Here is a 15,611-nt window from a genome sequence, read left to right as displayed (position 1 = left end):
TACTATTAAAAAGAGATTATTGGCCTATTTGTGTCAAACCAAAGTTTCGCAGGCCTTTTAGCAAAGCCTATAACAAAGTGAAACTTCAATCAGTGGGGGGTTCTTCATCCCCACTGATTGTTAGTTGAACCAATCGGGCTTTTACGGGCAGTTGTCCCCCACCTACTCTTCTTCGTTTCCTCTAAGCCTTGAGGTGGGGTCTTACTGCCCGTTAATGCGGGATAAAGTAAACCTTTCATAGTTAGATTAGGCTGCTTATCCCTTACCTATTTTTTCTTGATTCCCATAAAAAAATTGAAGTAGGATATTAGTGGGTTAACAAGTTTTTCGCACCAAACCTAGCCTATCATATAAAAAAGAGGCGATCCTTTCTGATGAATGGAAGCGCCTCTTGATTTAGTTATGCATATGAATGAAGTCCAGCTAAAATCAAGTTCACGACGATTAGATTAAACATAATGATGGCAAAACCTACTACCGCAAGCCATGCTGATTTTTCTCCATGCCAGCCCTTTGAAAGGCGTAAGTGAAGAAACGCTGCATAAAACAGCCAGGTAATTAAAGCCCATACTTCTTTAGGATCCCATCCCCAGAAACGTGTCCAGGCAATTTGTGCCCAAATCATCGCAAAAATTAAAGCGCCAAGTGTGAAAATGGGAAAGCCGATTAATATCGATCGATAGCTGATTTCATCGACTAAATCTAAGTTTACGTTCTTAACCAACGGCTTGAAAATGGCCGCCACCCTTTTACGAAAAATCAAGCGAATTAAACCGTATAAAATTATTCCAGAAAAAAGCGACCATACAACAGTATTTGCTTTATTTGCGTCGATAATCGCCGGCATTTTTACGAGTGGTTCCAGTTTCCCTTCTGTCATTAATACCCCTTCATGAGGGCCAATCAACGCAGGCAAATGATATTCAAACACATCTTCTTTATCATATTTATTCATCCATGTGAAGTTCGCTTTATAATCCATTGCAGAAAAAGTCGATGTGATGATGATAAAACCTAGTGTTGCTACCATTGTGAACATGATTACTTCAAGCCAAGCGGTCTTCTTGCTCTTTTGCGTTTGATCAACAGATTTTACAAGATACAATATAGCAGCAACAAAGCTAATAGCCAGTACTGCCTGTCCAGTCGCCGCCGTCGTTACATGAATATGCAACCAATCACTCTGAAGTGCCGGAATGAGTGGTGCTATGTCCCGAGGGAACATACTTGCATAAGCAATGATAAGAAGGGCGATCGGTAAAGCGAATAGTCCTAACGCAGGTGTTTTGTAGATAAAATAAAGCAAAATAAATGCAGCAATAAGCATCATGCCAAAAAAGGTTGTAAATTCAAATAAATTACTTACTGGAGCATGTCCACTTGCTATCCATCTTGTAATAAAATAGCCAAGTTGTGACACAAACCCCAATACCGTTAAACAAATGGCAATCATCGCCCATTTATTTTGTTTTTTTTCTGATGCTCCTTTTTTTTCCTTTATAGCGCCGCCAAAGAAAAATGTACCGACTAAATAAAGGACAAAAGAAGCATATAACAAGTTAGCGCTTAATTCTGCCACGTATACCCCACCTTATTTCTCTTTTTCTCCAATATGTTTGGCTTCCAACTGATCTTCTGGCTCGTTTAGATTCGTGCCTTCAAGAATCATGGATATATCGCGTTTTAATCCATGCCAGTTTTTGTTTGTATGTCCTGCCAGCCAAATTTCCCCGTCTTTTCTTTGAATCCAAATACGTCGATGATTCCAATAAGCACCTTGAATAACACCGATCATGAATATGCCGCCGCCAACGAAGAAGATCCATAGAGTTAGATCCTTTCTGACAGTAAGCGCTGTAACGTTTCGTGTATCAACTCCTGCAAAAGCCATCTTATATGTATTTTCTCCTAGTGGCTCAAGCGTTTGTTGAATAGCAACAAAACTGACTTCACCTTTTGGTTTATCTGGTGTCTTCATGTTAAATATGAAGGCTGGATTGTTTGGAATTCTTGATTTAGTAACAGGTTCCTGATTTTCATCAAATTCAAAATCAGGAAAATAGCTCATTAACTCAACTGAATAGCCATCCTTCAACTCATACATAGTTTTGGGATCGTCCAACGAAATAGTCATCGTTCCAAACGTTTCTTTCGTGCTTTTATTCATTAGATTAAATGACATTTCACTTAATTCATCAAGTTTATAATCGACTTGATAGAGCGCATAATGATCGTGTTTTAATGGAAAATTAACTTTGACCGCATGGTCTTTGATCTTTTTTAATGTTGCATCTTCCCCAGGAAGAGAATTGCCTTCTTTTTCATAAAGTGTTACATCAGCTTGATAATTTTTTACGATTGTTCCCACTTTATCAATGGCAGCATTGAATGTTTGGTCTTCCTCGTTTTCTTTATCATACACTTCTACTTTGAATTGATTGTTTTTCAGGGCGTATTGCCCCTCCGTTCCGGGGATTTCTTTCGTTTCGCCTTCACGTAGCCAAAGTACCTCATCGACATACATTCCTGGTAAAAATCGAAGCATCCCACCAATCAAAAAGATGATGAGACCAGCATGGTTGACATATGGACCCCATCTAGAGAATCGTCCTTTTTCCGCGAGTAAGTTGCCGTTTTCTTCTTTGACTTTATATCTTCTAGATTCCAAACTTCTCTTGATTTCTTCAAAATCGCTGGCCTGTTTGTCTGTATTCGTTATCCCAAAGATTCGCTGCTTCTTTAAAAAACCTTCATGTCTCGCGATTTTCTGTTTTTTCAGTGATCGATAAAGAGGAACAACGCGGTCAATACTTGCAATCAGAAGAGAAGTCCCAAGCATCGCGATACAAATTAAATACCACCACGAACTGTATAAGTTATGAAATCCTAATAAATAGTACAACTTGCCTAAAAAGCCGTACTCTGCTTCGTAAAAAACTTCAGGTAATTCTGTGGGAGGTATGTATTGTTCTTGAGGAAAAATCGTTCCCACAGATGATGCGATGAGTAAGATCACGATCAAACTGACGCCTACCTTTACAGAAGAAAAGAAATTCCAAATCTTATCAATCATCGATTTATTATAGGTTTGTGATCGACGTGCGCTCCCCTCATAACGCATATCAATCATCTTTGAGTTTTTTTGTGTTTCATCTAGTACCCGACCGCAAGATTCACACAAAATAGTGCCATGCGGATTCACATGGCCACACTCACATTTCACCACTTCTTTCATGTCAAAAACTCCCCAATGTTATGGTTTAATTCTCTCCATATGTTTTTGAATGCTCTCTTCACTTAAACTGCCAGTTAGTGTGTCCACAATTCTTCCATCTTTATCTATTAAAAAGGTAACAGGCAGCGGATCTACTTTATAAGCCGTTTGCACTTGATTGTTGTTATCAATCATAATAGGAAATGTTAATTGATGCTTCTCAGCAAATTTTTTGACAGAATAATCGGATTCTCCAACGTTAACTGCAAGAATTTGCACACCTTGATCTTTATATTTCTGATATTGGTTATCCATAAACGGCATTTCATATTCACACGGCTTACACCATGTACCCCAAAAATTCAAGAACACTCCCTGCCCCTTATAATCAGAAAGCTTATGCCGATTCCCATCCATATCGGTTAACACAAAATCCCGAGCCATGTCACCCTTTTGAACGGCTGCTACTTTGTCTTTTGTAAAATTCGCATACAATGAAAAGACTAAAGCTGCACCTAAAAGAATAAGGATTGATGTTCTCATAATCAGCCGGCGCTGTTTTTTATCCATATCCATCCCCCTACACGCTTCTTACATCATTTCAATATGGTACGTTAAATCTGTTGAAATTTAGCCAAATTTAAAAGACTGTAATACCCCTATTTTTAGTTTTTCTTTATTTTAGTCTGTTGCTTTTCCCATCGGTGGTTGCTAATGCTCTTAGTTGTTTCACTTCATGAGGCGTCAATTCACGGGCATCCCCTGTAGTAAGGCCCTGTAATGTTAAAAATCCATAACGCTCTCTTTTCAATTTCTGAACCGGATGACCAATTGCATCAAACATCCTTCTTACTTGACGGTTTCTTCCTTCATGAATCGTTATTTCAATGATTGAATTCTGTTTTTTCTTGTCACTGGAGAGAAACTTCACTTTCGCAGGTGCTGTTTTTCCATCTTCTAATACGATACCTTTTTCGAGCTTCTTCAGACTTTCACGCAGTGGAATTCCTTTTACCTTTGCAACATATACTTTATCTACCTCATGCTTCGGATGCATTAAGACGTTAGCAAAGTCTCCATCATTTGTCATCAACAGCAAGCCGGATGTATCATAATCAAGGCGTCCCACAGGATAAATCCGCTCCTCAATTTCGTAAAAGTAATCTGTTACGACCTTTCTATTTTTATCATCCGACACAGCAGAGATGACACCACGCGGTTTATAAAACAGGAAATAAACAGGTTTTTCTTTTTCAAGCGGGACACCATTTACCTCTACTTTATCATTCGGTCCTACTTTGATTCCTAATTCTTTCACGACTGTACCGTTTACTTTTACTCTTCCTTCTTGAATCCACTCTTCTGCTTTTCTTCTTGAGCTCATACCAGCATGTGCAATAACTTTTTGTAATCTCTCCATCTATCTTCCACCTCATCAAATGTTGTTTTAACATGTTTGTAGTAGTAACGTAATCATACAATTATTACACATTGTACCGAAAAAAAGAAGGTGAATGAAATTTTTTAAAGAAAAGAGATGATTTATCTTTAAAAATGAGCAGTTACCAACCAGTGTTATGCTTCAAAAAAAGACGATCGTTTTGACAGTTTTTTCATTAAAAACATCCATGAACGTCTACTCTAAAGAGAAACAATGAAAAAGGTTCAGGTACTCAAATTGTATCACCTTAAGAAGGTGGCGGTGCTCAGCTGATTTTGCGAAGCGAAGCCCCTTTTCCACAGTAATATGGAGAATTATTCAATATGAGTTTACCACAGACATCTGGTTCTTAGCCAAAAAAAGGTGACGATATTTCGACAAATTGCCAAGATTTCGAAAACACTTTTATTTATTATGGTTTTACTAGTTTTTCAGAAAAAAAAGAGACGGAATCATCCATCCCCATCCGATCATTATTTACCTCCAAAAACAAGAGTCACTACTACGATTGCGGCAATAAGGCCGACTAAATCTGCCAGCAATCCAACTTTCAACGCATCACCCATTTTCTTAATCCCAACAGCACCAAAGTAAACCGTTAACACATACAACGTCGTATCCGTACTTCCTTGTATCGTTGCTGCAAGTCTGCCGATAAAAGAATCTGGTCCATAAACAGATATTAAATCGCTTGTCATCCCAAGGGCAGCCGTACCTGAAATTGGGCGGATAATGGCAAGAGGAACGATTTCTGCTGGAACATGGAGAAATTCAAGCAAAGGTCTCAGAAATTGAACAAAAAATTCAAGGGCCCCAGAAGCGCGAAAAACAGAAATAGCAACAAGCATACCAACTAAAAAAGGAATGATTGAAAAGGACATCTGGATTCCTTCTTTTCCTCCTTCTACAAACGTCTCATAGGTGGGAACTTTTTTAAACGTTCCATACAACAAGATGCCGCAAATTAAAAATGGAATCATCCAAATGGATATAACGGTCATCCACTGCATACAAGCTACCTCCTCCCATTCCGGACTCGTTTTCTATGAAAATAACGATCAATAAGGATTGCCCCTACAGCAGAAATCGCCGTTGCAATGATGGTAGGAAATACAATATCTGTTGGTGAGGCTGAATCATACGTCATACGAATCGCGATGACTGTTGTCGGAACGAGGGTAATGCTTGACGTATTAATAGCCAGAAAGGTAATCATGGATCTACTCGCTGAGTCCTTGCCGCCGTTTAATATTTTCAATTGCTCCATCGCTTTTATTCCGAGCGGAGTCGCTGCATTGCCCAACCCGAAGAAATTAGCCATCATATTAGATAAGATATAGCCCAATGCAGGATGATTTGCTGGTACTTCCGGAAATAACAATCTAATAAAAGGACGGAATAATGCAGATAACTTGTCCAGCAAGCCTGAATCCTGTGCAATTTTCATCAAGCCAAGCCAAAACACGAGAATACTCATCAACCCTAAACAAAGGGTAACAGCTTCCTTCGCCCCTTTAAACAATGCTTCATTAACAGCATCCATTGTCCCATTTACCATGGCAAATATGACACCAATCAAAGTCATGCCTACCCATATATAATTAATCATGGCGACCAATCCCTACAAAGAATTGTATGAAATCCGTCCAAATCTTGCTCAAGTTTTGTTCACTAAACGTTTCTTGAGGTTCCCCATAAAAGATTGACCGAGATCCAACCCGCTCATTGTCATAAAATATTTCTGCTTTCCCGACAATCTCTGGTGTATTCCGTTCGTCTTTCCATTCTTTCTTTGGCTTAATTAGTTTGAATTTTACTTCCACATTTTTTTCTTCTTCATCCAAAAGCGGATAGGTAAAGGCGTGCTTCACATAGATTTTCCCTTTATATTGCTTAATCCCTACATCCTTAACAGGTCCTGCTTGTAACAATTCAATTGGTTTAAAATCTGAAAAGGCATGTTCATACATGTAAATATGATCGTTCCAATCATCTGGACCATTTAATGTGACAGCGATCAAGTTTAGATCATCTTTAGTAGCTGTTGAAACTAAGGTCCGCTTTGCAAGCTTTGTAAAGCCTGTCTTGCCTCCTGTTGTGTACTCATACAGCCCAGTAAGCAAACGATTTTTATTTTTCCAAACATAGTCCCAGTCTTCTTCGGAATTCGAAGCTCGATGCTTTTTCGTGCCTGAAATCACCCTGTATGTCTCATTTTTCATGGCATAACGTGTTAATAGTGCCATATCATAAGCAGTCGAGTAATGGTTCTCCGTGCTATCGAGTCCATGCGGGTTTGAAAAATGACTATCTGTCATGCCGATTTCCTCTGCCTTTTGGTTCATCATCCAGACAAACCCGTCCAAACTGCCGCCTACCTCTTCTGCGATAGCTACAGCTGCATCATTTCCGGAACGTAGCATTAACCCATAGACTAAGTTCTCCAGCGTGATTTTTTCGCCTTTTTTCAAATAAAGAGAAGACCCTTCCGTCCCAACAGCATTCGAGCTTATTGTTACCGTACTTTCTAATTTACCAGATTCTATTGCTAAGATTGCTGTCATGATTTTTGTTATGCTAGCAATGCGGCTTTTTTCATGGGCATTCTCCTCATACATAACTCGTCCGCTGTCCTGATCCATTAGAATTGCACTATGGGCACTTACAGGAAGGCTGGCTTTGGCTTTGGCTGGAAAGAATGTAAAAACGATTATCACCATGCATATGCATGGCAAAACTCGATATCGAAAACGCATGCAGTCCCCTCGTCCCTTTATGGTTTTGTACAAGTTTATGCACAAAGTCAAAGGATATGATAAGAAAAGCACAAGGTGCTCGTCTTATGTTCTCTGGGGTCTGAACTCACCAAGATTCATTAAAATCGCAAAAAAACCAAGCATAGTATGAACCAACTTGGTTTTTACAATTGTTCTTTTCATTGTTTTATTATTGAGTTTTCCATGTAAGTTGACTTGCTTTGTCAAATCTATATTGCACCTCAGGCCAGTTCACAATTCTCCACCAGTTATCCACATAGCCTGCTCGATTTGTTTTATATTGCAAATAGTAGGCATGTTCCCAAACATCCAAAACAAGTAAGGGAATCGTATCCCATTGCGTCAAAATCATATGTCGTTCCGACTGAAGAATTTCTAACTTCTTTGCCCTAGGTGCCCATACTAATAGCGCCCACCCAATCCCTTCAACTGCTTTTGCCGCTTCACTAAAATGTTTTTTAAAGGCTTCAAAGCTGCCAAAGTCATGCTCGATTTGCTTTAGCAAACCCCCATTGGGTTTCCCGCCGCCTTTCGGACTCATAATATCCCAAAACAAGGTGTGTAAGTAATGTCCTGATCCATGAAAAGCAACTTCTCTTTCCCAGTGTTTAATTAAGGAAAAATCATTGGTTTCACGTGCTTTTTGCATCATAAGTTCGGCTTTGTTAAGTCCATCTACATAGGCTTGATGGTGCTTATCATGATGGAGTTTCATAATTTCTTCTGATATGACCGGTTCTAATGCATTGTAGGCGTATGGGAGAGGTGGAAGTGTGTGTTTTCCTATTGGCACTGATTTATTTAAATTTGGCTCCTGATCCTTTTGTGCAAGTTTGGTTACGTTATGATGGAGAATATGGATACGTTGCTGAAGCTGCTCGATATCAGTTGCAGACAGTTCCTCTTCGTTTATTCCAGATGTCCATTCTAAAAGTTGATCCAGTTCATCACGTAAATCGCCAGTACCATCCTGTCTTTTGTCAAGATAGTTCGCAACACCCCGAAGCCATTCTTCAACATCTTCCAAATACTGTTTATTCATCGTTTGAGTTCTCCTCCAATATCACGGGAATCTTCCTTTTTTGACGGATTGGAATTTGGGTCAACCATGATCAACATCGCCCATTCTGAACTATCCTATGAAACGATTACAGTTGTGTGAAGAATATTCCGAGTAAACAAAAAGCCGATTTGCGAGTGGATCCTACGCAAATCGGCTTTTCTTTTATAATCAATTCGATTTCATCATTTTAGTTCGATAATCGCTTTCGTAAAATTCCAGCTCTTCACGTATTCTTTGAAAGCTGCCTTCAAGATTTTTTAACAACTTGTCTACACTGTCAGGGGCTTCCTTTTGGAATCTAATTGCATGTGCACCTGTATAGGCAGAACGACTGTCTTCATACCAAACATCTGATCTAGGGGTAAAGAATTCTTCCACACACCCATGAAAAATTTGATATAACGTTTTCTCAGCTGCCGCTTTATGAAAAGTGGTGTTCTTTAGGATAATCTGACATTCCTCCAAGCAATATTCACTGTTCACCAACAAGCGGCGAATGGTCGATAAAATCCCTTTGTAATACGTTTCATCCCCTGGTTTTTCTTGCTTCAGCTCATGCATGGTCGTTTCATTAAGATATGTCTCAAGCTCACTTATCGTTATCTCTAAAAAGTTTCGTACATTTATTAGCTGAGACTGAATCATTGTATTATCCAACAGCGAAACCTCCTTAAAGAAATTTCATCCGCCAATCCATTTTAGTCTTCAACGATCTATTATGGCCCGGCTAAGATGATATTGTTAGTATATTACCACAATTATGATAATAATGTCATTCAAGTGTTTCTTGGAATTTTTCAAAAAATAAATCAGCTTCACCTTGTTCAAAGTTTTCCTCGGTAGAGGCGCCAAGCGCGGGTAATTCCTCAAGTGTTTTCAGTCCAAAATAATCGAGAAACTCTTTCGTTGTGCCGTATAAATAGGCCCTACCAGCTCCCTCGGCTCTACCTACTTCTTTGACTAACACTTTAGACATAAGCGTCTGCAAAGGCCGCTCAGTTTTCACACCACGAACTTCCTCAATCTCAGCCTTCGTTATTGGCTGTTTGTATGCAATGATGGCCAGTGTTTCTAGAGAAGCTTGAGACAACCCGCCTGAACCGGGCGATTCTACAAGCTTCTTAATATAATCTGAATGTTCCTTTTTAGTAGCCAATTGATAAACGCCTGCTATTTCAACTAGCTGAAGGCCTCGTTTGGAATCTTCATAGTATTCCTTAAGATCTTTTAGAACTTCTTTTGTCTGAAGTTCAGCCATTTCAAGCACTGAAGTTAATTGCTTCAGAGATAATCCTTCATCCCCAGCCGCAAACAACAGAGCTTCAACGATACCTTTCCAATTAATCACTTCCAATTGTTCTTACACCATCCTTAGTTGCAACGAATATTTCTGCAAAGTTATGCTCTTGTTCGAGAAAAATTTCATTTCGTTTCACTAACTCTAATATTGCTAAAAAAGTAATCACAATCTGCTCTTTTTCTGGCTCTGGGAATAATTTAAAAAAGCTTGTTCTACCTTGAATAGCTTGTAGATCCGTCATGATTTGATTCATCCGTTTTTCTATCGATACTTCCTGTCTCGTCACTTTTGTATACATCGGTTTCTGAAGCTTTTTCCTGCGAAGCAATTTTTGCAAAGCGCCAAGCATATCATACAAGCTTATATTCAAATTTGGATGATTCATTTCGGCTTCTTTTGCAAACTCTCCTAAATCACTTGGAGGCTTCATGAACATTAAACTTCTGTCCTCTTCAAGCATTTTTAATTCATTCGCTGCAAGTTTATATTTCTTGTATTCAATCAATTTTTCTACAAGCTCATCACGAGGATCTTCTTCATATTCTATGCCTTCTTCATCGTATATGCGTTCCTCTTCATGTTTTGGTACTAACATTTTGCTTTTGATGGCAAGCAGCGAGGCAGCCATTACTAAATATTCACTCGCCACATCCAATTCTAGATGTTTCATTGTATGAATATAACTAAGATACTGTTCTGTTATGTCAGCCATTGGAATATCATAAATATCTATTTCGAGCCGATTGATTAAATGAAGCAGTAAATCCATCGGCCCTTCAAAAGCATCAATTTTAATATTATAAGCCATTTCAAAACCCCATTACATCATTTTCGGTAGCAAATCCTAAGGCAAACCGAATTAAGATCCGTTCTTTTTCTACCTTGTTCACAATATGCCACACTATAGTATAGTGGATTATCGGCCGTTATCCAACAGTGTATCAAACAAATATGGCGTTAAAACGTCACCATTTGCCATAAATAAAGGATAAATCATTTAGCACAGTACACTTGGTAGCGGTGCATAGCCGCCTTTTGAGGTACTTTCTTAATAAAATAAGGACATCTGCAAAGTAGATTGGCTGGTAGTAAGTCGCGAAGCCCCACGCCCTTAAACAAAGAGGACATCTTTTTCTAGGAACATTTTTCTAAATTGGGTTTCTGCCCAAACACTTTTCTTAAAAAGTGCATACTCTGACACTGTAAAGAAATTAGAATTAAAGGAGGTACTAACATGGGCGATGGAGGATTTGGTCACGGCGGAGGATTCGCTTTGATTGTCGTATTATTCATTTTGTTAATTATCGTAGGTGCATCTTGGTTTTAATTTCTAGTTCATAAGCTTTGTTAAAAATGCGACTAGGAGCTCCAAAATAACGGTACTAAACACTAATTAATAAAACAAATTGAAATGCTTGGCCTAGTTAACAGGACTCAGAACATTTTACAAAAGGGATTTGACGAAAAGTCAAATCCTCTTTTTATTAAAACCATTTTGGCATACCGTCAATTAGGCAATGACTTGTTTTTACTGATTGTTAGATAAATCAGGTTCACTCCGTTAGGTAATCAAAACTGCTTTTCATCTGTACATATTCCTCTCATTCCTCAAGAACCCTGCATTGTCGCATTTTCTCCTTAATCTTCTTGCCAAAACGATGAAGCGGTTTTTTCAACAAAAGTCCGAAAATAAGTATACATATAGCATAAATTATCAGAACTAGTAAATCTCGATAAACGACACTCCAAAGTATGCCTCCAACAGCTTCCCGAAGCAAACTAATCCCATAGGTAAACAACAGATATGGATTGATTTTTTGAAAAAATGTAGGTGCCACCTGAACAGGAAACGTACCACCTGAGCTTGTAACTTGCAAAACTAACAGAAGTACGCATAAAGCCTTTCCGACGCTTCCTAGTACAGACACGAATGTGTATGTGATTAGAACAAAAATAGCGCTAATTATGATTGAAAATAAAATGAACCAGAGCTTTTCAGCTACATACGTACCAATAAGGAAAATATCACCAACTGATACGATAAGCGCCTGTATCATCCCGATTATTAGAAAGGTGAGTAATCTGCCCAGATACACATTAGTCGGCTTATAATCTCCTGATATATTCACATTCATCATCGAAATAAGCAGTGTCGCTCCAACCCATAACGACAAGGTAGTATAAAAGGGGGACATCGCCGATCCATAATTAGGAATTGGAAATAAGCTATGTTCCTTTAGGAGAACGGGTTTAGCGAAGAAATCACTTTCCTGACTGCTATTATTACGTAACAGATCAATAATTTCCTTGATGTCATGTCCTTTTTCAAAAGTACGTAGCTTATCTGCCAACGCTGTTATTTCATTTTCTAATTTTGGAAAGCGTTTTTGCAACATAGTTAGCTCTACCTTGCTTGTCGTCAAGATTCTACTCGCATCGTGCAAAGTCCCTTCGACCTTTGGGAGTGCCAGCTTCCCTTTTTCTATCATAGAACGTGCATCCGTCAAGATGCTATCTACCCGAGAGAAGGCCTCCTTAAATTTAGGTAAGGTCACATTAGGATAGTTGTTGATTAAACCATCTACAATTCCTTTATTCTGCATTGTAAGATTTGTAAGTTGATCAACGGTTTGCTCCGCCAAATTATTTGTTTCAATCATTTTGGCTAAAACTTGTCGTTGCTGCTTAATATTTTCAAGATGATTTGAAACAGCATCTATTTCCGCTTGCAAGAGGTTATTATCACTAAATTCATTTAGCCCTTTTAAAAGGTCCTGTATACCTTGCATTACAACTTCCGTCTTATCTAGCCTTGCCTTCGCTTGATTCACTAACGCAATGACTTGATCTGTGGATAAGTTAGGATCCTTCAAGCGATTCAATTTGTCACTTACGAACAGGCCATCCGCTTGAATCGTTTCCAAATCCTGTTTGATAAGTGGATCAAGCTTATTCATGGCCGTTTGGGCTGAGTTTGCATACTGGTCAACTCCTGAAGCAAAATCTTCCCCTGTTGCAGTAATCCCTTTTATTTTGATAAGTCCTTCATTAGCAAGTTGGACGACTTTCTGAGCTTTTGTTAAATCACTCTGTACATTTTTGGTAGTAGTTTCAAGTATAGGCAACTTCTGTTCCAACCAGTAGACCATCTTTTTCACATTATCAATAGCCGGTAAATCCTTCTCTAGCTCAATTCCTAATTCATTAAAGATGGCAAATATGCTTCCACTCGCTTCCTTCACAAAGTTTTCACTGACATTTTCAACAATTGTACTAGCTCCCTTTTGGGTCATTTTCGGAGCGATGGCATTGATTTTTTCATTCACATAATAGTGAATCTCTGGTTTAACTGGAATATCCGTCAAAACAGTTGTGATATTCTTCGAGAAATTGGCAGGAATAATAATCGTCGCATAGTATTCACCTGTCTCGACTTTAGCAATGGCATTCTTTTCGTCCGTGAACTTCCATCCCAAACTGGTATTTCCCTTTAAAGATTCAATAATTTCGTTACCTAAATTCACTGACTTACCATTCAATGAAGTTCCTGTATCATTATTCGCCACTCCGACAAAGATGCCGGCCGTGTTACTGTACGGATCCCAAGACGCTTTAATATTGAACCATGCATATATAGATGGCAACAACATCAGACCAATAACGAGGACTGACGCAACCCTATTCCTAGTAATGCTCCTTATATCATCCCTAAAAATCTCCCAGATGTTTTTCACTATACCACCCAATCACAATTCAGTTTGACTATAGTATTTAATGATTGGAGAATATCCATACAGCAGAAATATTACGAGAACCATTTCCTTTTCATTTACAAATAGTGACCTAGATTTTACTTCACCCTTCACCTTCTGGTTTAACCTTATATTTAATAATCATATTCCTCCATTAGACCTAGCACATTCGCAGGTCGATGAAACTCTTTACAAAAAAATCTTTCCTATTCTGCCAATTCACGTCTAGCTAGACCTTGTGCTACAATGGCGATAACGAAGAATTATAGGAGTGAACAAAATGATCTACCCTAAAGAATATGTGTCTTTTTTAGTTCATTTCCATGCTAGCAGGGATTACTTCGAATGCCACGAAATTCTAGAAGAATATTGGAAAGAGGTATCACCTCGGGAAAGAGACTCCTATTGGGTAGGATTCATCCAAATAGCCGTAGCACTCTATCATTACCGTAGGGGAAATCTTATTGGCGCAAGAAAGACCATTCGAAAAGCAGGTAATATTCTTCAAATGAAGCCTGCACAAATCAGCAAGCTTGGTATAGATTACGATGAACTAATGAAAGTCATCCATGAGCTAACTGAAAGAATTACCTTAGAAAAGGCTTATCAAAGTGTCAATTTGCCAATTTCTGACGAAAGATTAATCGAAGCCTGTCTTACTGATTGCCGTGAAGCTGGCTATCACTGGATGAAAGAAAGCGACATGAATGATGCTCTACTTATTAACAGACATGTATTACGCGATCGTTCAGAGGTCATTCTGGAACGTAACAAACAGCTGCAAATTCGAAAAACGAAAAATGACTGATTCTTCCAAGAAAAAGAAATAGTCTATTATGAAAGTGATTCAAGCTTTTTGCCCAAAAGAAAAAGACTGATTTCTCGTCAGCCTTTACTCATAGATTTTTGATTACCCCAATAAGGTATAAAAACGAGGGTTACCCATAACAAGGTCAGACCCTTTTTGGGATATCCTCGTTTTTAACCATTATTTATTTACATGAGTACTGATCTCTTGCATTTTTCTTATTATTCAACTTCTTTGATCATATCGCACTTTTCAAAGAAGGATACGGTATTTTCGTTTGGCTTAGTTTCTTTATTAGGAAAAAGCTCTTGAATTTCTTTTATCATGGTCTTTCCAATCCCTTGTTGGCGAAAAGAAGGGTTAACAGAAATATGTTTAATGATAATCACGTCAGAAAGTGAAAGGTCGATTCCAATCGCACCGACAATCTCCTCATTCTTCCAAAGATACAATTGCAAATTATCATTGATTTCGTATTCTTTAATCGTGTTTTGTAATTTTTTAATATCCTTTTCCTCAGGCATAAACGACAATAGACCCATAGCAAATTTTTCGTATGCTTTTTTATATTTGATTAACATAATATCCCTCGTTACTAAAAGAACGTTGTATTTTAATAATTGAACTGATATTCATCATACATAAAAACTTCTTTTGTTTCAACATTCGCTAAAATTCCTTTTTACCCTAGTTTAACAAAAAATTTGACCCAAACTGATGAAAGTTTCACTTTATGCAATCCATATCCAATATACGATTCCCCAAGTAAGCCCAAGTGCAATCAATATGAAGATTAGAGCTAGATTAGTTTTTCTCATTCATGAACTCCCTTATCAACCATCAATCGTTTGTACAGAAATATAATTAAATTTTCGGCATAGGTAGCCGCTCTCTATTTATCTATGCCCTCATTTTACTACAACCTTTACTTTCTGACAACATTCTTTCAATTTTTTACCATAAAAGCAGATGCTTTACCACTTTTATTTTGAAACTTCACTACAATCTGCTTATACTATAAAAGTGAAACTTCTATCGGTGGGGTCCCGCCCCCACCACTGATGGTAAGTCCCGTTCTACTGTTGCCTAGATCTTCGCTTGCGCTTCGATCAAACGACAGTATGAACCCGCTTCAATGAATCACAGACTAAGTACGCCGCATCCTTTAGTCTTTCGTCTGCGTGACCCACAGGGCGCAAACTTTACCGCTGAAGAGCACAGCGGTAAGTTTCACTATATCTCACCTATCGGATGTA

The 15,611-nt window shown here is 38.3% G+C and carries 15 protein-coding genes; 2 read left to right on the top strand and 13 right to left on the bottom strand.

Annotated features, from left to right (window positions below; genetic code table 11):
• Nucleotides 1–400 precede the first annotated feature (400 nt).
• The 11 genes from ccsB to ACIQZI_RS05925 all read right to left on the bottom strand — a co-directional run bounded on the left by ccsB (nucleotide 401) and on the right by ACIQZI_RS05925 (nucleotide 10,603).
• A complete protein-coding gene (gene ccsB / locus ACIQZI_RS05975) occupies nucleotides 401–1,579 on the bottom strand; it encodes a c-type cytochrome biogenesis protein CcsB (protein WP_403070513.1) in 1,179 nt (392 codons plus the stop codon).
• 12 nt (nucleotides 1,580–1,591) lie between these two features.
• Nucleotides 1,592–3,235 (bottom strand): cytochrome c biogenesis protein ResB, encoded by a 1,644-nt coding sequence (resB, locus tag ACIQZI_RS05970; RefSeq protein ID WP_403070510.1) that lies wholly within the window; start codon nucleotides 3,233–3,235, stop codon nucleotides 1,592–1,594.
• 18 nt (nucleotides 3,236–3,253) lie between these two features.
• On the bottom strand, nucleotides 3,254–3,784 hold the full coding sequence (gene resA / locus ACIQZI_RS05965) for a thiol-disulfide oxidoreductase ResA (protein ID WP_403070507.1): 531 nt from the start codon (nucleotides 3,782–3,784) through the stop codon (nucleotides 3,254–3,256).
• 106 nt (nucleotides 3,785–3,890) lie between these two features.
• Nucleotides 3,891–4,634: a 23S rRNA pseudouridine(2605) synthase RluB gene (gene rluB, locus ACIQZI_RS05960; RefSeq protein ID WP_062178505.1), complete on the bottom strand. Its 744-nt coding sequence runs from the start codon at nucleotides 4,632–4,634 to the stop codon at nucleotides 3,891–3,893.
• A 494-nt stretch (nucleotides 4,635–5,128) separates the two neighbouring features.
• Nucleotides 5,129–5,665: a spore maturation protein gene (locus ACIQZI_RS05955; protein WP_403070503.1), complete on the bottom strand. Its 537-nt coding sequence runs from the start codon at nucleotides 5,663–5,665 to the stop codon at nucleotides 5,129–5,131.
• Between the two features lie 5 nt (nucleotides 5,666–5,670).
• The gene (locus ACIQZI_RS05950; RefSeq protein ID WP_403070500.1) at nucleotides 5,671–6,264 is read right to left on the bottom strand and encodes a nucleoside recognition domain-containing protein; all 594 of its coding nucleotides are present in this window, start codon (nucleotides 6,262–6,264) and stop codon (nucleotides 5,671–5,673) included.
• Nucleotides 6,257–7,375: a serine hydrolase gene (locus ACIQZI_RS05945; protein ID WP_403070497.1), complete on the bottom strand. Its 1,119-nt coding sequence runs from the start codon at nucleotides 7,373–7,375 to the stop codon at nucleotides 6,257–6,259. The genes ACIQZI_RS05950 and ACIQZI_RS05945 overlap by 8 nt, the downstream gene beginning before the upstream one ends.
• A gap of 226 nt (nucleotides 7,376–7,601) precedes the next feature.
• A complete protein-coding gene (locus ACIQZI_RS05940; RefSeq protein WP_403070494.1) occupies nucleotides 7,602–8,474 on the bottom strand; it encodes a superoxide dismutase in 873 nt (290 codons plus the stop codon).
• 189 nt (nucleotides 8,475–8,663) lie between these two features.
• Nucleotides 8,664–9,152 (bottom strand): DUF3907 family protein, encoded by a 489-nt coding sequence (locus ACIQZI_RS05935; RefSeq protein ID WP_062178489.1) that lies wholly within the window; start codon nucleotides 9,150–9,152, stop codon nucleotides 8,664–8,666.
• Between the two features lie 115 nt (nucleotides 9,153–9,267).
• Nucleotides 9,268–9,849: an SMC-Scp complex subunit ScpB gene (scpB, locus tag ACIQZI_RS05930; protein WP_403070489.1), complete on the bottom strand. Its 582-nt coding sequence runs from the start codon at nucleotides 9,847–9,849 to the stop codon at nucleotides 9,268–9,270.
• The gene (locus ACIQZI_RS05925) at nucleotides 9,836–10,603 is read right to left on the bottom strand and encodes a segregation/condensation protein A (RefSeq protein ID WP_403070486.1); all 768 of its coding nucleotides are present in this window, start codon (nucleotides 10,601–10,603) and stop codon (nucleotides 9,836–9,838) included. Before ACIQZI_RS05925 ends, scpB begins: the two co-directional genes overlap by 14 nt.
• 426 nt (nucleotides 10,604–11,029) lie before the next feature.
• Between ACIQZI_RS05925 and ACIQZI_RS05920 the strand changes: the two genes are divergently transcribed.
• The gene (locus ACIQZI_RS05920) at nucleotides 11,030–11,122 is read left to right on the top strand and encodes a YjcZ family sporulation protein (protein ID WP_082674982.1); all 93 of its coding nucleotides are present in this window, start codon (nucleotides 11,030–11,032) and stop codon (nucleotides 11,120–11,122) included.
• A gap of 274 nt (nucleotides 11,123–11,396) precedes the next feature.
• Here the strand turns inward: ACIQZI_RS05920 and ACIQZI_RS05915 are convergent, their stop codons facing one another.
• Entirely contained in the window at nucleotides 11,397–13,529 is a 2,133-nt protein-coding gene (locus ACIQZI_RS05915; RefSeq protein WP_403070482.1) for a YhgE/Pip domain-containing protein, read from the bottom strand.
• A 301-nt stretch (nucleotides 13,530–13,830) separates the two neighbouring features.
• Here ACIQZI_RS05915 and ACIQZI_RS05910 point away from each other — a divergent pair, with 301 nt between their 5' ends.
• Nucleotides 13,831–14,355 carry a DUF309 domain-containing protein gene (locus ACIQZI_RS05910; protein WP_403072081.1) on the top strand — a complete coding sequence of 175 codons (525 nt, stop codon included), beginning with the start codon at nucleotides 13,831–13,833 and terminating at the stop codon, nucleotides 14,353–14,355.
• 221 nt (nucleotides 14,356–14,576) lie between these two features.
• On the opposite strand, the gene ACIQZI_RS05905 is transcribed toward ACIQZI_RS05910, so the two are convergent.
• Nucleotides 14,577–14,936 (bottom strand): GNAT family N-acetyltransferase, encoded by a 360-nt coding sequence (locus tag ACIQZI_RS05905; protein ID WP_062178477.1) that lies wholly within the window; start codon nucleotides 14,934–14,936, stop codon nucleotides 14,577–14,579.
• Nucleotides 14,937–15,611: the final 675 nt, after the last annotated feature.

The sequence above is a fragment of the Peribacillus sp. NPDC096379 genome (assembly GCF_044762875.1).
Taxonomy (GTDB): Bacteria; Bacillota; Bacilli; order Bacillales; family DSM-1321; genus Peribacillus.
The sequence above is the reverse complement of the archived record's forward strand: the minus strand, read 5'-3'. Positions and strand labels throughout refer to the sequence as shown.